At 42.5% G+C, this 17,311-nt stretch carries 15 protein-coding genes, 3 tRNA genes, 1 rRNA gene, 1 pseudogene and 1 other annotated feature; of the genes and pseudogenes, 11 read left to right on the top strand and 9 right to left on the bottom strand.

Annotation, left to right across the window (positions count from 1 at the left end; all coding sequences use genetic code 11):
- The first annotated feature begins 360 nt into the window (after nt 1-360).
- On the top strand, nt 361-4,626 hold the full coding sequence (locus RMZ43_RS32590; protein WP_322655497.1) for a DUF4347 domain-containing protein: 4,266 nt from the start codon (nt 361-363) through the stop codon (nt 4,624-4,626).
- 227 nt (nt 4,627-4,853) lie between these two features.
- On the opposite strand, the gene RMZ43_RS32585 is transcribed toward RMZ43_RS32590, so the two are convergent.
- The gene (locus RMZ43_RS32585) at nt 4,854-5,798 is read right to left on the bottom strand and encodes a glycosyltransferase family 2 protein (RefSeq protein WP_322655496.1); all 945 of its coding nucleotides are present in this window, start codon (nt 5,796-5,798) and stop codon (nt 4,854-4,856) included.
- A 154-nt stretch (nt 5,799-5,952) separates the two neighbouring features.
- Between RMZ43_RS32585 and rplS the strand changes: the two genes are divergently transcribed.
- The 8 genes from rplS to rplL all read left to right on the top strand — a co-directional run bounded on the left by rplS (nt 5,953) and on the right by rplL (nt 10,227).
- On the top strand, nt 5,953-6,315 hold the full coding sequence (rplS, locus tag RMZ43_RS32580; protein ID WP_322655495.1) for a 50S ribosomal protein L19: 363 nt from the start codon (nt 5,953-5,955) through the stop codon (nt 6,313-6,315).
- Nucleotides 6,316-6,459: 144 nt separating this feature from the next.
- Nucleotides 6,460-6,532, top strand: a tRNA-Trp gene (locus tag RMZ43_RS32575).
- A 180-nt stretch (nt 6,533-6,712) separates the two neighbouring features.
- Nucleotides 6,713-6,934: a preprotein translocase subunit SecE gene (gene secE, locus RMZ43_RS32570; protein ID WP_322655494.1), complete on the top strand. Its 222-nt coding sequence runs from the start codon at nt 6,713-6,715 to the stop codon at nt 6,932-6,934.
- On the top strand, nt 6,934-7,575 hold the full coding sequence (gene nusG, locus RMZ43_RS32565; RefSeq protein ID WP_109009993.1) for a transcription termination/antitermination protein NusG: 642 nt from the start codon (nt 6,934-6,936) through the stop codon (nt 7,573-7,575). The genes secE and nusG overlap by 1 nt, the downstream gene beginning before the upstream one ends.
- Before the next feature lie 6 nt (nt 7,576-7,581).
- On the top strand, nt 7,582-8,007 hold the full coding sequence (gene rplK, locus RMZ43_RS32560; RefSeq protein WP_100898684.1) for a 50S ribosomal protein L11: 426 nt from the start codon (nt 7,582-7,584) through the stop codon (nt 8,005-8,007).
- 135 nt (nt 8,008-8,142) lie between these two features.
- On the top strand, nt 8,143-8,856 hold the full coding sequence (rplA, locus tag RMZ43_RS32555; RefSeq protein ID WP_322655493.1) for a 50S ribosomal protein L1: 714 nt from the start codon (nt 8,143-8,145) through the stop codon (nt 8,854-8,856).
- Nucleotides 8,857-8,924: 68 nt separating this feature from the next.
- Nucleotides 8,925-9,094: a sequence feature (ribosomal protein L10 leader region), on the top strand.
- Between the two features lie 63 nt (nt 9,095-9,157).
- Nucleotides 9,158-9,742, top strand: a complete 585-nt coding sequence (gene rplJ, locus RMZ43_RS32550) for a 50S ribosomal protein L10 (protein WP_322655492.1) — start codon at nt 9,158-9,160, stop codon at nt 9,740-9,742.
- An 89-nt stretch (nt 9,743-9,831) separates the two neighbouring features.
- Entirely contained in the window at nt 9,832-10,227 is a 396-nt protein-coding gene (gene rplL / locus RMZ43_RS32545) for a 50S ribosomal protein L7/L12 (protein ID WP_322650319.1), read from the top strand.
- Between the two features lie 118 nt (nt 10,228-10,345).
- Here rplL and RMZ43_RS32540 read toward each other — a convergent pair.
- The 3 genes from RMZ43_RS32540 to RMZ43_RS32530 all read right to left on the bottom strand — a co-directional run bounded on the left by RMZ43_RS32540 (nt 10,346) and on the right by RMZ43_RS32530 (nt 12,096).
- Nucleotides 10,346-10,418, bottom strand: a tRNA-Ala gene (locus RMZ43_RS32540).
- A 65-nt stretch (nt 10,419-10,483) separates the two neighbouring features.
- A complete protein-coding gene (locus RMZ43_RS32535; RefSeq protein ID WP_322655491.1) occupies nt 10,484-11,212 on the bottom strand; it encodes an HAD family hydrolase in 729 nt (242 codons plus the stop codon).
- Nucleotides 11,209-12,096 carry a class I SAM-dependent methyltransferase gene (locus RMZ43_RS32530; RefSeq protein ID WP_322655490.1) on the bottom strand — a complete coding sequence of 296 codons (888 nt, stop codon included), beginning with the start codon at nt 12,094-12,096 and terminating at the stop codon, nt 11,209-11,211. The genes RMZ43_RS32535 and RMZ43_RS32530 overlap by 4 nt, the downstream gene beginning before the upstream one ends.
- A gap of 245 nt (nt 12,097-12,341) precedes the next feature.
- Here RMZ43_RS32530 and RMZ43_RS32525 point away from each other — a divergent pair.
- Nucleotides 12,342-12,835 (top strand): annotated as a pseudogene (locus RMZ43_RS32525) (IS982 family transposase); the annotation flags it as partial.
- A 284-nt stretch (nt 12,836-13,119) separates the two neighbouring features.
- On the opposite strand, the gene RMZ43_RS32520 reads toward RMZ43_RS32525, so the two are convergent.
- The 5 genes from RMZ43_RS32520 to rsmA form a co-directional block, all read right to left on the bottom strand.
- A tRNA-Gly gene (locus tag RMZ43_RS32520) sits at nt 13,120-13,191 on the bottom strand.
- Nucleotides 13,192-13,359: 168 nt separating this feature from the next.
- Nucleotides 13,360-13,965, bottom strand: coding sequence for a sporulation/spore germination protein (locus RMZ43_RS32515; RefSeq protein ID WP_322655488.1), 606 nt, complete (start codon nt 13,963-13,965; stop codon nt 13,360-13,362).
- Between the two features lie 330 nt (nt 13,966-14,295).
- A complete protein-coding gene (locus RMZ43_RS32510; RefSeq protein WP_322650314.1) occupies nt 14,296-14,625 on the bottom strand; it encodes a DUF3082 domain-containing protein in 330 nt (109 codons plus the stop codon).
- A gap of 83 nt (nt 14,626-14,708) precedes the next feature.
- Nucleotides 14,709-15,662, bottom strand: coding sequence for a 4-(cytidine 5'-diphospho)-2-C-methyl-D-erythritol kinase (gene ispE / locus RMZ43_RS32505; RefSeq protein ID WP_322650313.1), 954 nt, complete (start codon nt 15,660-15,662; stop codon nt 14,709-14,711).
- Nucleotides 15,663-15,729: 67 nt separating this feature from the next.
- Entirely contained in the window at nt 15,730-16,554 is an 825-nt protein-coding gene (gene rsmA, locus RMZ43_RS32500) for a 16S rRNA (adenine(1518)-N(6)/adenine(1519)-N(6))-dimethyltransferase RsmA (RefSeq protein ID WP_322650312.1), read from the bottom strand.
- Nucleotides 16,555-17,235: 681 nt separating this feature from the next.
- On the opposite strand from rsmA, the gene RMZ43_RS32495 reads away from it, so the two are divergent.
- Nucleotides 17,236-17,311, top strand: a 16S ribosomal RNA gene (locus tag RMZ43_RS32495); the annotation flags it as partial.

Below are 17,311 nucleotides of genomic sequence, written 5' to 3'. Positions count from 1 at the left end.
TGAGGTGTTTAATGACAACTCAAAAGTAGTCAGTAGTGCATAAAATTAACACTTGCTACTGACCGACAGCGCTTATAACTAATTACTTAGCTTAAAGACTTATTCATTAATAGCTGGATAAATCGGGGTAAAAATCCAAAATTCTCAAGACTAATCCGCTATTTCAGTTGCTACAGCCTTCTTTACTCTCCTGAAATGCTCTTCTGGCTTTACAAGAGTAGCAATTTGTCTGATGATAAAAAAGGAAAGCAATAGTAAAAAATAATTTGCCGTTATTCTTAATAAGTAAGTGAAAACCCTTAAATGACAAAGCTTCAGTCAGTTTTAATTGAATTCAAAATCTTAGCTTGAAGTAACAAAATGGCAACCTTACACACTCCACACTTCCAATTAAATTCTGTAATTCCCGCCTCATATACCCATAGCTTAGTTTTTATTGACACGGCAGTTGCAGACTATCAGAGTTTAATTAATGGTGTTATCTCCCAGACCGAAATATTTGTTCTTGACTCAACAAAGAACGGTGTTGAGCAAATTACGGAAATTTTAGCAACTCGCGCTGACCAAAATATTAACAGCATTCATATTGTTTGCCACGGTACTCCTGGTAACTTACAACTGGGCAATGCTCACTTAGGACTAGATACCCTTGAAGATCATAGTCAGCAACTCCAGCAATGGCAAAAGATATTTTCCGCCTCTACTAAAGATAACCCCAGGAACTTACTCATTTATGGTTGCAATGTAGCTTTTAGTGATGTGGGCGCAGAATTTATTGCCAAATTGCACCAACTTACAGGAGCGAATATTGCCGCTTCCCGTCAGCTGATAGGCAGTGCAGCATTAGGCGGAAACTGGGAACTGGAAGTACGTACTGCCCAAATGGAAGTGACTCTAGCATTTGCAGAAACGACGCAAAAAGCCTACGCAGGAGTACTGGCGACATTCACAGTGAATGATACTGGAGACACAGATGATGGCGATGCTAACAACGGCATCACAACACTCCGGGAGGCAATTAACTTAGCCAATACTACTGCTGGAGATGATGCGATCGCTTTTGGAGGAATATTCACAGATACCACCCCAGATACTATTACCCTTACCTCTGGACAACTGACAATTACCGATGATGTCACTATCTTGGGGACTGGAATATCCAATCTAACTGTGAGTGGTGGAAATAATGCCTCTACAGTATTCGAGATATCGGGACTAGCGACAGGTGTCAGTATAAATGGATTGGCGATCGCTAGTGGCGGTATAAAGGTTAATAGAAACTCCATTCTCAGCCTAGCAAACACCAGTGTGTCTGGTAATACAGCAGAAAGTGGCATCTCTAATAGCGGCATCCTCAGTCTTGCTAACACCAGCGTCTTTGGTAATACGCAAGGCGGTATCTATAATCTTGGTAGTCTTACCCTAACGGGAAGCAGTGTTTATGGAAATTCCTGGGAAGATAATCGGGGAGGCGGCATTTATAATGACGGTTCTAATGGTAATATTGGTACTCTCAGCCTAATTGACAGCAGTGTTTCTGGCAATACGGCATACTTCGGCGGTGGTATCTATAGTGGTGGTACTCTCAGGCTGACCAATAGCACTGTCTCTGGCAATATAGCGTTAGAGGATGGCGGTGGCATTTATAACGCAGGTGTAGATTATGATGCCGGATCAGCTATTTTAATTAACGCCACCATCTCTGGCAATACAGCGTTAAATGATGGTGGTGGCATATACAATGGATTGGCCTACACCAGTGACAACAGGCTGACCCTAATCAACAACACAATTAATAACAACACAGCTGACTCAGATGGTGATGGTGCTGGTAATGGTGGAGGTGTTTTTAGTTACTTCCGTGATTCTTCTTATCACGTCAAAGTTAATAACACCATCATTGCAGGCAACTTAGACAACTCCACCTCCGGTGATATAGACCCCGACGTGCGTGGTGGACTGATTGACTCCGGCAATAACCTGATTGGCAATAATACTGGTAGCACTGCTTTTACCACTAGCACCCTCGTCGGCACAAGTGCTAGCCCCATTGACCCCAAACTCGGACTGCTGCAAAATAACGGTGGTGCAACCTTTACCCAGGCCTTACTTGCGGGTAGCCCCGCTATTGATGCTGGCAAGAATTCTCTAACACCTGCTCGCATCACTACTGACCAACGCGGCGCTGGATTCCGCCGGATATTTAATGGTGTTGTTGATATTGGTGCTTATGAAGTCCAGACCCCCACAACTAACCCACCTGTTGTTAACACTGATACATTTGTAGTGAATAATACTAATGATTCTGGGGCAGGGTCATTGCGGCAGGCTATCCTCAATGCCAATGCGACTCTTGGGGCGGATACGATTACCTTTGCGGGCGTGTTCACGGATGCCACACCGGATATCATCACCCTCACCTCTGGAAAATTAACGATTACCGATGATATTACGATTTTAGGAACTGGAGCATCTAACCTCACCATTAGCGGCAATAATCTCTCAGGCGTATTCGAGATATCCGGCACAGGCACAGATGCCAGCATTGATGGTTTAAAGATTGCTAATGCTAATGACCCCTTGGGCAGTATTTTGCTTAATACCAATACCAGCCTTAGCCTGACGGGAAGCACTGTCTCTGACAATACGGGGTTAGTAGGCGGCATATTTAATAAAGGCACTCTCAGCCTAACTAACACCACTGTCTCTGGTAATAGTGGGTCATCATTAGGCGGAGGCATCTTTAACAAAGGCAACTTTAGCCTAACTAACAGCAATGTCTCTAATAATAGTGCATACGTCTTTTCCAACACTGCCTATGGGGGCGGCATATTCAATACAGGCAACCTCAATATAACTGACAGCACTATCTCTAATAATAGCGCTTTCGCCAATGGAGAAAGTCACGGCATCGGGCCTAACCCTTATCCATCCTCTGGTGGTGGCATTTATAACTCAGGCAGCGTCGATATCACTCGCAGCACCGTCTCTAATAATAGTGCGGCAGACGGCGGTGGCATCTCTAACTCAGGTACTTTTAGCCTTATTAACAGCACTGTCTCTGATAATAGTGTATATTATACAGGCGGCGGCATCTTGAATAGTGGCGCTCTCACACTTACCAATGACACCATTACCAGTAACACAGCAGAGGGCTATGTGGGTGAGATTGGCAACGGTGGGGGCGTTGTCAGTAATGGCGGCACTGTTATCGTTGGCAATACCATCATTGCAAGCAACTTCTTCAATGTCGAGCCTGATTATCCCTATGACCTTTCCGGTTATTCCCGCGACGTTTCCGGCAAGTTCACCGACGCTGGAAATAACCTAATTGGCGATAACACTGCTAGCACTGGCCTTACTACTAGCACCCTCGTCGGCACCAGAACCAACCCTATTGACCCAAAACTCAGCGCCCTGCAAAATAACGGTGGTACAACGTTGACTAATGCCTTACTTGCAGATAGTCCCGCCATTAACGCAGGCAATAATGCCCTGATTCCACCAGGTATTACCACTGACCAGCGCGGCACTGGATTTGACAGAATATCTCAGGGTACAGTTGATATTGGTGCATTAGAGTTTAACGGGCTGAATGGAAGCAATGGCGCTGATAATTTAGTAGGCAAGAACTACAGTGACATAATTAACGCTCAAGCTGGAAACGATACCATCACAGGTAATCAAGGCAATGACATCCTAACTGGTGGCGGTGGCAAAGATAAATTTATTTACAATTTAGGCGACGGTGTTGATACCATCACCGATTTTGGTGGGTTAGGTAAAGGCTCAAATCCATCGGCAGCAGTTATTAGCGAATTGGATACCCTGAAATTCCAAGGTAGTGGATTGACAGCCCAAAATCTGCTACTCACCAAGAATGGGAACAATCTAGAAGTTACTTTTGAAGGGGTAGCTGATGACAAAATTATCCTGCAAAACTTTCCCCTGGAAAACCTAGACAACCTATGGACACTGGGCAATATCTTGTTTGATGGGCAAAGCAGCATTCGTGACAGCTTTGATGTCTTCGATGCCAACTCCACCCAAACCAGCATCTTCAACAAAAATACAGTCACCTTTCTTAATGACCTAAACAACAATGTCAATGGCTTTGAAAACTCAGGTGATGTTATTAATGGTGAAGGGGGCGATGACCGCATCGACGGCTTAAGTGGTAACGACCTATTGCGGGGTGGTGAAGGTAACGACACCCTACTTGGTAGTGAAGGTAATGATACCCTGGTTGGTAGTCTAGGTAATGATAGCCTCATCGGCGGTGCTGGTGATGACATTTTGCTTGGTGGTGGAGGTTCCGATACCTTGACTGGCGGTAGCGGTAATGACCAGTTCATCTACCAAACCTTAAGCGATAACAATAGTACAATCACTGGCTTTGAGCAGAGCCAGGATAAGCTAGTCTTCACTAACCTGTTTAAGAGTCAGGGCTACAGTAGCAGCAATCCCATCGGTGATGGCCACCTAAAATTTGTGCAATCGGGTACTTCTACACTAGTTGAAGTCCTTATTTCTTATTATCCTGGTTATTCTTCTTTTAGTACCTTCGCAACTTTGGATAATTTCACCGCGACAAATCTGGTAGTTGGTGGTAACGTCATCGTCTAGCGATTAGATTTAGCATAGTATGGCGATGCACATGCCAGTAATAAATTGCATAAGTTCATAGCAAATTGACGAAAACAGACTCTGCATCCTCCCTGAAATCTGAGCAGTAAAAGCTGCTGCTCAGATTTCTCGGTTTATTTCAATTTCAACTCTTAATTTGTCACAAATTTACGAAATTTTTGTAAATGCTAAGTTTTGAACAGTAAAAACCATCGTCACTTAATAAGTTACGACTCAATTAACACAAGTTTACGAATCTGAGAATTGTTTCCTTGAGAACGGCGTGATGAGACAGCACTTAGCAAAAACTTCCAAGACTGAGGAGAAATTATAGAAGGATCTATCATTGAAAGAAAACTCTTGATATTTTTTTGCTTCAGTGCTACTAAAATCCAATGAAGTTTTAGGTAATTTTTTATATCCTGAAGATGAGGAATCTTTGAGCGATGTTGCTCATTTACCAAGGCGTAAATTTTTTCCTTCATCAAAATATTTGTAGCTAAACGTTGAGACAAAGAAAACTTTTGATTATAAGCACCTGGCCAAATAGTGCGGTAAGCCAGACACTGATTAAGGAAAATAGCATCGCCAAACTGGGCAATCCGAATCCACGAATCGATATCATCACAGTTAGCATCAAGTGTAGAGTCCCAACCACCAGTTTGCAAAAAAGCATCACGTCGGGAAGCTACTTGTACAGGCGTACCAAATGGTACAAGCTCTAAGAGCATACCGTAGTGAATATCAGCTTGTGGGATATAAAAAGCTGAACCGGGGCCAACTTGGGGAGTACGACTGAGTTCAACTTCATTACCATCCACCTGAGCCGCCACACAAGAGCAGATTACAGCATCGGGACGAAGTGCGATCGCCTTAGCCATATCTTCTATGCAGTTAGGTGCTAAATAGTCGTCATCATCTAAAAATTTAATCCAGTCGCCGCTAGCTTTGGCAACTCCAGCATTTACCGTTGCTGCATGACCCTGGTTCACTTCATTACGATGGTAAACAACCTTGTCCCCTAAACTTTTAATATAGGTTTGGGTATCGTCAGAAGAACAGTCATCGGCAACAACCACCTCACACTCCATTGTTTGGTTACGAGCCGAATCAATTGCTCTTTGCAGCAAATTTAAGCGATTATAGGTACTGATGACGACACTAAATTTCATAAATTTCACCCCTGTGTTACGGCATTCTGCAATATAGCTTTGAACTTGAGGCTGTTGTATCAGTAAAATTATTAATCCTAACAAGTAGACTGAAATAGGATTATCGATTTATCATTGATGATCGTGAGATTTTTTTAAGCAGACACCAAAGACTATGAACGCTCAAGAGATTATCCGCTCCATTGAAGCGGAACAGCTAAAATCAAATGTACCCGACATTTATGTGGGCGACACCGTAAAAGTCGGAGTGAAAATCAAGGAAGGCGAAAAATACCGCGTACAACCCTATGAGGGAGTAGTGATTGCCAAACGCAACGGTGGCATCAACGAAACGATTACAGTCCGTAAGGTTTTTCAAGGTGTGGGCGTTGAGCGGGTGTTTCTGTTGCATTCTCCCCGAATTGACAGCATCAAAGTATTACGTCGTGGTAAAGTACGCCGTGCTAAACTGTATTATCTCCGCGAGCGCGTAGGCAAGGCAACCAGAATCAAGCAACGGTTTGACCGCCCTTTGTGATTCGTCCTTCAAAAGTATGAGAGAAATCTTAAGCGGCATCTGCCGCTAACTTGTTTTCTCGACGAAATTAAGGTATGATAAAAATTGCGTGTTGCGTTAACTGAAATTTAGTTCAGCGCAATAACTGAATCAAAAACAGCTTGTGCGCTCTTAGTTCAGTTGGTAGAACGCAGGTCTCCAAAACCTGATGTCGGGGGTTCAAGTCCTCCAGGGCGCGCTCAAGAGCAAAAAACAAAGCCCGAAATAATTACGCAGTTGCTATATTAGCAGTTAGCGATAATAATTTCGGGTAAACTTATTGTATTTGTAGTTGTTTTGCTTTCAGTTAAGTGAAATAGAGTCGAAACTGCAAACCTGGATGACCAAAATTGAGTGACAAACGGGAGAATTAAGGGTCGTGGCCAAAAAAAGTGAAGCAGAATTGCCAGAAACCACAAATGGGTTTAGCTTCAACAACTTCATACAGGGAACCAAAGAAGAACTTGAAAAAGTAGTTTGGCCCAGTCGGAAACAGATAGTGAGTGAATCCGCAGCTGTGTTATTAATGGTTGCACTCTCGGCATCTTTGATATACTTGGTCGATGGATTGTTTCGTTGGGCAGCAGCACAGGTGTTCTGATGACTTTTGCAACAGACGAACCTCGCAACTCCACGTTCCAGTCGGAGGAAACAGCAGAAACAGCAGAAACAGCGTCAAAAGAAGCACGCTGGTATGCAGTGCAAGTAGCCTCAGGTTGTGAAAAACGTGTAAAGACTAACTTAGAGCAACGCATTCAAACTTTTGATGTAGCCGACAAAATTGTTCAGGTAGAAATTCCGCAAACGCCGGCGGTGAAAATCCGCAAAGATGGTAGTCGCCAGCATACAGAAGAAAAAGTTTTCCCTGGCTATGTGCTGGTGCGGATGATGATGGATGATGATACCTGGCAGGTAGTACGAAATACCTCCCATGTAATTAATTTTGTTGGTGCAGAACAAAAGCGTGGTAGCAGTAAGGGTCGCGGTCATGTGAACCCCATACCACTGAGTTCTTCAGAAGTCGAACGCATATTCAAACAAACTAGCGAACAAGAGCCGGTTCTTAAAATTGACATGGCTACTGGTGATAAGATAATGGTGCTTTCTGGCCCATTTAAAGATTTTGAAGGTGAGGTAATTGAAGTTTCTCCAGAACGGAGTAAACTTAAAGCCTTGCTCTCAATTTTCGGCAGGGATACACCAGTAGAACTGGAATTTAATCAGGTAGAGAAACAGAGTTAAATACAAATGGCGAAGAAAGTAGTGGCGGTCATTAAACTGGCCCTGAATGCTGGAAAAGCCAACCCAGCACCGCCAGTTGGGCCCGCCTTGGGTCAACATGGCGTTAACATCATGATGTTCTGCAAAGAGTACAACGCCAAAACAGCAGACCAAGCTGGAATGGTGATACCTGTAGAAATCTCGGTTTTTGAAGACCGGAGTTTTACATTTGTCCTCAAAACGCCACCAGCATCAGTGCTGATTCGCAAAGCGGCGAAAGTTGAAAAAGGGTCGAATGAACCCAACAAAAAGAAGGTTGGGTCAATTAGCAAAGCCCAATTGCAAGAAATAGCCCAAACGAAACTCCCCGACCTCAATGCCAACGACATAGACGCGGCAATGAAGATTGTGGCAGGAACGGCTAAAAATATGGGTGTAACAATCACGGATTAGTCATTGGTCATTAGTCATTAGTCATTGGTTAGGAGAAAATAAACGACTAACAAAGGACAAAGGACAAATGACAAACGACAAATAATAAATTATCGGGGGAGAGGCAAGGCTTCGGAATTACCCCAGGAGAGAAAAATGGCAAAAATATCGCGTCGTTTGCAAGGACTGCAAGCAAAAGTAGAAGCTAAAGATTATCATCCCTTAGAGGCTTTAACCCTTCTCAAAGAGACAGCAACAGCTAAATTTACCGAAGCTGCGGAAGCGCATGTCCGGTTAGGAATCGACCCTAAGTATACAGACCAACAGTTGCGGACAACGGTAGCACTGCCTAAAGGTACAGGACAAATCGTCCGGGTGGCGGTGATAGCCAGAGGCGAAAAGGTAAACGAAGCAAGCAACGCTGGTGCTGATATAGTCGGTTCAGAAGAACTGATTGACGAAATCCAAAAAGGTAGGATGGATTTTGACAAGCTGATTGCCACACCCGATGTGATGCCACAGGTGGCAAAGCTGGGTAAGTTGCTTGGGCCGCGTGGTTTAATGCCGTCGCCTAAAGGTGGAACCGTAACATTTGATTTAGGAAGTGCGATCGCAGAATTCAAAGCTGGTAAACTAGAATTCCGAGCTGACCGAACTGGCATTGTCCATGTTATGTTTGGTAAGACAACATTCTCGCCGGAAGATTTGCTAGTCAACCTGAAGGCATTGCAGGAGACGATTGACCGTAACCGTCCTTCAGGAGCTAAGGGTCGTTATTGGCGCACATTTTATGTGTCAGCCACAATGGGGCCATCAATTAAAATTGATGTCACCGCCCTACGAGATTTAAAACTGAGCGAAGCAGGTTAAAACGGAATAGGGAATAGGGAGTAGGGAATAAAATAATTTCCCCACTCACTATTCCCCACTCCCCCTGACCAATTAAATAGGCAAAGCCGGAGACAGCAGGTGATAATAGCTTAAATATCCTGCCGAGGTTAAAACTCTAATAGTCAGAAATTACCACCCTTAAAGGTGTGATAACTATGGCGTCAAGAGTCTTAATACTCGACCCCGGCTAAGTTAGCTGGGGTTTCTTGTTTGGGTTCAGATTTAGAAGAAACGTACAAGTAGGGCACTTCCCCGATTATTTTAAGGAGGTGAGATTGGAATGGGTAGAACACTAGAAAATAAAAAAGAGATAGTAGCTGACCTCAAAGAAACTTTGAGTAAATCAAGTCTGGCACTAGTAATAGAGTATCAGGGACTGACAGTTGCTGAAATTAGCGATTTACGGCGGCGGCTACGTCCGAGTGGCGCTGTCTGCAAAGTCACTAAAAATACTTTGATGGGCATTGCTATTAGAGACGAGGAAAAATGGCAGCCATTGTCAGAACTACTCAAAGGTTCTTCAGCCTTTTTGTTAGTCAAAGAAGATTTTTCATCTGCAATTAAGGCTTACCAAGACTTCCAAAAAGCCACCAAGAAGACAGAACTTCGTGGCGGTGTCATGGAAGGTCGTCTACTCAAAGAACCAGATGTCAAAGCTCTAGGAGACTTGCCATCTAAGGAACAACTCATTGCACAAATCGCTGGAGCTATCAACGCCTTGGCTACCAAGATTGCTGTGGGTATCAACGAAGTCCCTGGTTCACTGGCTCGTGCTTTGCAGGCTGTGTCTGACCAAGAGCAAAGTGGTGGTAGTGCTGAAACCGCTACTGAAGCTGATAGCAGCACCGAAACTGCTGCTGAATAGACGACTTTGTAGTTCATCAGTCAAAAGTCAAAAGTCTATAGTTAAAGACTAATGACTAATAAATAATCAAAATTACAGGAGTTATATCAATGTCTGCTGCAACCGATCAAATTTTAGAACAACTAAAAACCCTTTCTTTGTTGGAAGCTTCTGAGTTAGTCAAGCAAATTGAAGAAGCTTTTGGCGTAAGTGCTGCTGCACCCGTCGGTGGCATGATGATGATGCCTGGCGGTGGTGGTGGTGCTGCTCCTGCTGAGGAAGCTGTTGAGCAAACCGAGTTTGAAGTGATTCTTGAATCAGTCCCAGCTGATAAGAAGATTGCCGTGCTGAAGATTGTCCGGGAATTGACCGGTTTAGGTCTGAAAGAAGCAAAAGACTTAGTAGAAGCTGCGCCCAAGGCAGTTAAAGAAGGTCTTGCTAAGGATGCTGCTGAAGATGCGAAGAAGCGCATCGAAGAAGCTGGTGGTAAGGTGACTATTAAGTAGTCACAATTTTATTACCAGTTTTATTATTAAGGAGCCTAAGTTAGGCTCCTTTTTTGTTTTTAGTCAAATTAAGTATGATTTTCAGTCAACCAGTAGAACTACAATGTACATGTACAAATGGAGAATAACGGATTTGAACCGATGGCCTCTGCGGTGCGATCGCAGCGCTCTACCAACTGAGCTAATTCCCCAAAATTTCTGCGAAGTCAAGAGTAATATTACTCATTAATTCAATACACTATCACCATAGAGTATTTTAACATTCAGTTGCCGATGGCTGAGGCTGTTTTTGAGAATAAATCTTCTGCACCCGTTCGAGTTCCAAATCACTGAGATAATCAACAGTCCAGTTACAGCAACGCTGGAGCATGTGAAATGGGTAAGTATTCGCTACACCAACAACTTGCATGTGCGATCGCTTCGCCGCTTCGATCCCGGCTGGAGTATCTTCAATTGCCAGACACTCGTGTGGTTGCAGATTCAATTCAGGATATTCTTTATTTAGGCGTTTCACTGCCAGTAGATAACCGTCGGGTTCTGGTTTACTGGTAGTAATGTCATCACCTGCGACGATAATTTTAAAATGTTCGGCTAGTTTAGCTCGATTGAGTACCAATTCTATTTCTTGGCGAATCGCGCCACTAACTAATCCTAGTTTCAGATTCCGCGATCGCACCTGAAATATTAAGTCTTCTACGCCTGGATATAAAGGCAGTTTTTCGATTTTCTCTAGTTCCACCACATAGGCTTGGGCTTTGCGGTACAGCAACTGAGTTAAATAGTTTTCATCGCCTACTCTACCACGATTAGCAAGTAGTTGCCCAAAACAAGCGCGGTCAGTGCGCCCTAAAGAAGCTTGACGCTCACTCACCCGCTGGGGTTGGAGATTTTCTTGAATGAGAATCTCATCTATCAGTTGCAGGTGGATTGGCTCATCGTTAATGATGACACCATTAAAATCAAAGAGAACTGCCTTTAAACTCATGCCCTTATGCCAAATGCTGGAGATCCAAGTCCCTCCAAATCATTATTATCTATTGATGTGGGAGTATAATAACGGATATTTTCGGTTGCTATTGGTTTAACGCCACTAGTTACCTGATTGATCCACCATACATCGTGCGATCGCACAGCTTCAAATCCGGCTGCACCCATATTCGCCTCTACACTACCAGCAACATACTCACGAATATATGGTTCCTCAAAAACATCATTAAGCCATTCTAACTGACGCAGAGTCTTTTGATTTCCATCTAAAATTAATACTTGCCCTCCAGCTACCAGCAACCGGAAGCTTTCTTGCAGAATTGCTAGGGAGACGGCATCTGGTGTTTCATGGAATAGCAAAGAAGCTGTCACTAAGTCAAATGTTGCATCTCTGAAACCAGTTTTTTCAGCATTCCCGTGTCGCCAAACTATATCTAAGCCAGCACTTCTAGCTTTATCTTCTGCCCTTACCAGCATATAGGGAGATAAATCCAAACCAATAACTTCCGCTTCGGGAAAAGCTTGCTTTAGCATTAAAGTAGTGGAACCTGTACCACAGCCTAAATCGAGTATGCGTCGTGGTTTTACCTTAACGGCATCAATTAAAGCCTGACGGACAATAGTTTCATTTGGCGGCACAACATATTGGGTAATCGGATCATAACTAACTGCTGCACTGTAATTCAGATATCCGCCTGTAATACCGTGAAAGTTTTGACTGCTGTAGTACGCCGGAATTATCACATCATCTCGTCGATAGCGATCGCACTCTTTCTCCCAGTCAATACTATCAGCGTAACGCCGTAACCCGTCTTCATCAATCAAAAGACGCACTACAGGGGATAAGAAACGTTCCCAGATTGTATCTTGACGCACTGCCATATTGTGTCAGAAGTCTAAAGGGATATTTAAACAGAGTAATTTTCTTTACAAATTTTAATACATTTGCTAAACATCTGCTTTCACTCTATGGTGTCAGGCTGACGCTTGTAATTTGTTTTGTTACGTCTATATTACAAGCAGTACTTTTTGCGATCGTTCAACTCTCTGTTTCCATTCTAACCTCGCAAAATTTCGCGTCTCTACAGGGTTTTGGTAGCAAACTAATCAATCAGAACTTATAAAACAGATCACTAGTGAAATGGGGCAAAAATTCTGTTGGGTGGCACAATGGAAGTAAACTACATTTGATTATTAATGATTGCGGAGAATTACTTGCATTTTCAATAACTCTAGCGAATGTGGATGACCGAAAACCAGTCCCAGATATGACTAAAGACTTAATTGATAAATTATTTGGTGATAGAGGATACAACTCTCAAAAACTATTTGAGGAGTTATATGGGCGAGGGTTGCAGTTAGTTACAAAATCTAAGAAGAAAATGAAAAATCGTTTAATAAAACTGATTGATAAGATTCTGTTACACAAACGTGCTGTAATTGAATCGATCAATGACCATCTGAAAATATATGTCAAATCGAACACTTTTATCATCGTAGCCCATTTAACTTTTTAGTTAATTTTATGGCTGGTTTAGCTGCTTATACCTACTTGCCTAAAAAACCCTCGATTGACATTTACCCAAATGATTTACCTGCACTACCTCCTACCATTTTTTAGTTCCGTCTAACGGGACTTAAACATTTTTGAGGTAGAAACAAGCCTCAAACCCATGCAGGGCAAGAGAAATACACCAAAGGCTTAAAAATCCTTGAAACCCAGATATATCAATAAACTAGGCAAAACGATGTCAAAGTCTCTCTGTATATACGTTTGATGTTTTTTTGGGCTACTTTTTGTCTAAGTCCCACTAACTCACGTTAATTCAATTGATCCTGGAAAATAGCCTAACCGTCACTAATTTACGAAAAACGACCTAATTTGCGAACGTACAACAATTTTAAAGCGGGCGATGGGACTCGAACCCACGACGTTCACCATGGGAAGGTGACATTCTACCACTGAATTACACCCGCAAATTACCACTATAAACTAGGCCTAAAATCAATAATACCACTATTTACAGCTGTTTGAAACTGACTAAAACATTCACTGTTTTCGCAAGTGCTGATACATAAGTCTTGCGGCTATTCATATTGGAAATCTTTTAGCTAGCTAATGACAAGACTGACTACTATATTTAACTAAAGAACAATGTCCTCACCGAGCGAGGTGAAGCGAACCTCTTTAATATTCCATTGAGCATTACTTGTTAGGGTTTTGCGGAGGCTGCCAAATAAAGCAAACTGTTCACAACTAGAAAGAGAAGCTATTTGTCGCTTTGAATCAGGGGATATTCGCAAATCAACTGTAGCAATGCCATTTTTGATGTTGACACGATACCCAGACAAGCTAAAGTCGCTTGTATCTCGTTTTTCTAAAATTTTACTTACTACGTTTGTTACTGGTTCCTCATCTGGTACTGAAACCTTTTGTGGAATGAGTTCTTGACATTGGGTATCACTTGTATACATCGTGACGTTGGTAGTTTTGCTAGTGGCAGCTTTAGAAGTTGATGAGGAAGGCGTATTTTCCTTAGGAAATTCTTGATTAGAAGATTTTTCTCTTAATTGAGCTACGCTAGGAATTTGGCTGGGAGTCTGAGATGATGCTTTATTCGTGGGAGTTGTGGTAAAGGATGGCGTTCGACTGTTAATATTACGAGCGGTAGGGTTAGAACTACAACTGCTGAGGCTGACAACAATTGTCACAAAAATAAAGGGTAAAAAATATCTCTTGGTTATACTCATAATTTTGCTTATATAATGATGTTGCTGCTATCAACTTCAGTGTAGCTGGTATCAATTCCACATAAATTTATGAATATTGAGCCAGTTTATAAAGTGTCAACCCGAAAACTGTTCAAGTTAAGGGCTATACCATACACCAAAATTACAACATCAGCTGTTCAATGAGCGATCTCTGGCAACCAGCGGCTGACGCTCCTTCTCTACGAGACGCTACGCGAACGTCGCTACCGCTTCGCTAATGCGTCTACGCCAATTCCAAAAAGCTTAACCACAGAAAAAACAGAGGTGCAGGCAACAAAAATATGCTGAACCTTGATTAAAAGCAAATTACTAGTTTTCACTACTTTTCTGCTTGCTCAACTCCTGCACTAATAATTGCACTCCCAAAGCCAACAAACCAATTGCTACTATACCAAATATTCCGCTTCCTAAAGCAACTACACCAACAACCAGAGTCCTAACAGCAGAAGAAATCTTAATTACCAATGGATTAATTGAATGAAGAGGTTTAGTAGCAAAATTTGTAGCGATCGCAATCATCAGCGAATACATTGCATATCCCATTCCTCCAGAAATCATAGCCCCAGTTAAACAGCGTAAAGGACTTGCTGTTGCCTGTATTTTAGTATCTGTTTGTGGTGTTAAATTTTGATCACTCATAGGATTTTGGATTTTATATTTTGGATTGGCTCATTAGGAATAATTCATGTCTATCCCTTATGTTTTATTAACAAAAAAATTATTTAAACAGACGATATCACTTTAATTCCATGTGTGATTGTTCGAGTTACAAACAATTCTAAGTCCTCATCAATAATTGCTTCTCTCATTTGCAGCAAAACTAGTTCTGCCTGCTGTTGAGACTCAAAAAGAGCAAATACTGTTGGCCCAGAGCCAGACATCATCGTTCCTAAAACGCCTTCTTGATTTGCAAAAATTTCTCGCAGTCGTAATACTTGGGGATAGGCTGGCAATACCACGCGCTCCAAATCATTGTGCAGTTTTTGGGCAATTTCTCCCGAATCTTTATCCACGACAGCTTTTACCATTGCTCCTGAATGAACTGCATTAGCACGCGCTGCCAAGTTTTCGCTATCTCTAATATAAGAATCACCAAACTGCTCTCGATAGGTTTTGTATGCCCAAGGCGTGGAAACTTCCAGACTGCGGTATTTCCCCAATATTATGTATATATTATCTAAACTCGGCAGGGGAGAAAGTTGATCACCCCTACCTGTCGCGATCGCAGTTCCACCCGCTACACAAAACGGTACATCTGAACCAAGTGTACCTCCCAACTCCTCTAATTCTGGCTGAGTTAATCCCAATTTCCATAATAAATCTATCCCTAGCAACACAGCTGCTGCATTTGTCGAACCTCCAGCCAACCCAGCCGCTACAGGAATTTGCTTGTTTATGCTAATCTCCACACCCCCATATTGAGCGAAGGCTTCGGGAAATTGCATCACCATTAATTCTGCTGCACGGTAAGCCAGATTACTTTTATCTGTCGGTACTTGTGGGTGGTTGCAGTGGACACGGATGCTATCAGTGCTGATGGAACGCACATCAACTTGGTCTACAAGTCCAATACTTTGAAGTATCATGACTAACTCATGATAGCCATCGGGGCGATCGCCAATGATTTCCAGATACAAGTTGATTTTGGCAGGGGCAATTAGGCTGTAGGAATGCATTTTCTAGGAATGAGGAATGGAGAATAGGGAATGGGAAATCGAGAATGGGAAAAAATTTGCCTTATTCCTACTCCCTACTTCCCACTCCCAATTCGTTTGCTAGAATTACCCATTGCTGAACACCGAGGTCTTCGGCTCTAGCTTGGGGATTTATTTTTAATTGTTCCAGTAAGTGGCTCAAGCGATCACGTTCTATAACTGATTGCAAATTATTTCGTAACATTTTGCGCTTGGAACTAAACCCCAACCTTAAGAAATTCTCTAATTGTCGGGGATTAAGCGCTGGTATTTCTATTTTCCGGGGATGCAACCGCACCACTGCTGAATCGACTTTTGGCGGTGGATGGAATGCGGCCGCTGGTACTGTGCAGATTAACTCACACTCCGCCAAATACTGTACCCGCACACTCAACGCCCCAAAGGTTTTTGAGCCTGGTTTAGCATATAATCTTTCTGCTACTTCTTTTTGTACCAGCAACACTATTGAATCAAATGGTTCGGGATTGGGGTTAGCGATCGTACCCAGTAGTTTCTCAATGATTGGCCCTGTAATGTTGTAAGGAATATTGGCTACTATCTTATTCGGCTTGTGGAAATTAGGAAAGGCTGCCAGATAAGATGGTAAATCTAGAGTAAGAAAATCGCCTTGCAGCAGTAAAAAATTTTCAGTCTTACCAAGCTGCTTTGACAACAGTTGGCATAAGTTGCGGTCTATTTCAACTGCAACTAGAGATTGCACTAAAGGTAATAAACGACGAGTCAGAATCCCGGTTCCCGGACCAATTTCCAGGGCGTGATCGCTTTTTGTACAGTCTGCTGCTTTAATAATTGCGTCGAGCGCCTTTTCACTTTTGAGCCAATGTTGAGCAAAGACCTTACGAGGTCGGATCATCTGTATTTTTTGCCTAGTCTAGTTTTTAGCTTTTTCTCAAAAACTCATTATAAATTTTTAAGTCCCTCTACATACAGCGCTAGACTCACTGTAACGCCTATCTTCTCTTCCAAACACTCCGTGAACGTAACGGTGGTGATCGCGTAAATGTCCCATACAATAAACGTCACCTATAGAATGGAAGTCTTAAACCGCAAGCTCTGCAACAACTATGCTCTTACATATATATCGTTAGTTTGAGTATTTGGATTTAGGACAAATCGCTCCAGCAAGACTACCTCCTGCCGTTTTTTATAATCATTACTATAATCACTCAACCTGCATCAGATCCTATTTAGAGACAAGCAACATCCATTATTCACACAGTCAGGTTTAGCTACTTGCTTCTGTTGCTTAACTCATTAACCTGAAAGCAAGTCCAGTCAAACGATTTGCCCTTTTAGAAAAAAAATAAATTTACCCCTTGACAAACTAGGGGATGACTAGTTATTCTAGTTAAGTGGAAAAGCGAAAGACAGCCAACCACCGCTGAACCTGAAAAAAATAATACTTTGAAAGCTTAAGAAAAAACCAATCCTCGTCAAAAGATTTTACTTTTGGGATTTCTCAAAAGGATAGTCAAAATTAAGAACTAGGATTCCGGGAAATATTTTTTTCGGAGCCACAAACTCGAAACACAACAAAACGGAGAGTTTGATCCTGGCTCAGGATGAACGCTGGCGGTATGCTTAACACATGCAAGTCGAACGGTGCTTTC

This window comes from Nostoc sp. CmiVER01, assembly GCF_034531135.2.
Taxonomy (GTDB): Bacteria; Cyanobacteriota; Cyanobacteriia; order Cyanobacteriales; family Nostocaceae; genus Nostoc.
The sequence above is the reverse complement of the archived record's forward strand: the minus strand, read 5'-3'. Positions and strand labels throughout refer to the sequence as shown.

Coding starts and splice junctions, on each gene's coding strand:
- RMZ43_RS32590 (WP_322655497.1), top strand. CDS start 361: ATGGCAACCTTACACACTCCACACTTCCAATTAAATTCTGTAATTCCC.
- RMZ43_RS32585 (WP_322655496.1), bottom strand. CDS start 5,798: ATGAAATTTAGTGTCGTCATCAGTACCTATAATCGCTTAAATTTGCTG.
- rplS (WP_322655495.1), top strand. CDS start 5,953: ATGAACGCTCAAGAGATTATCCGCTCCATTGAAGCGGAACAGCTAAAA.
- nusG (WP_109009993.1), top strand. CDS start 6,934: ATGACTTTTGCAACAGACGAACCTCGCAACTCCACGTTCCAGTCGGAG.
- rplK (WP_100898684.1), top strand. CDS start 7,582: ATGGCGAAGAAAGTAGTGGCGGTCATTAAACTGGCCCTGAATGCTGGA.
- rplA (WP_322655493.1), top strand. CDS start 8,143: ATGGCAAAAATATCGCGTCGTTTGCAAGGACTGCAAGCAAAAGTAGAA.
- rplJ (WP_322655492.1), top strand. CDS start 9,158: ATGGGTAGAACACTAGAAAATAAAAAAGAGATAGTAGCTGACCTCAAA.
- rplL (WP_322650319.1), top strand. CDS start 9,832: ATGTCTGCTGCAACCGATCAAATTTTAGAACAACTAAAAACCCTTTCT.
- RMZ43_RS32535 (WP_322655491.1), bottom strand. CDS start 11,212: ATGAGTTTAAAGGCAGTTCTCTTTGATTTTAATGGTGTCATCATTAAC.
- RMZ43_RS32530 (WP_322655490.1), bottom strand. CDS start 12,096: ATGGCAGTGCGTCAAGATACAATCTGGGAACGTTTCTTATCCCCTGTA.
- RMZ43_RS32515 (WP_322655488.1), bottom strand. CDS start 13,965: ATGAGTATAACCAAGAGATATTTTTTACCCTTTATTTTTGTGACAATT.
- RMZ43_RS32510 (WP_322650314.1), bottom strand. CDS start 14,625: ATGAGTGATCAAAATTTAACACCACAAACAGATACTAAAATACAGGCA.
- ispE (WP_322650313.1), bottom strand. CDS start 15,662: ATGCATTCCTACAGCCTAATTGCCCCTGCCAAAATCAACTTGTATCTG.
- rsmA (WP_322650312.1), bottom strand. CDS start 16,554: ATGATCCGACCTCGTAAGGTCTTTGCTCAACATTGGCTCAAAAGTGAA.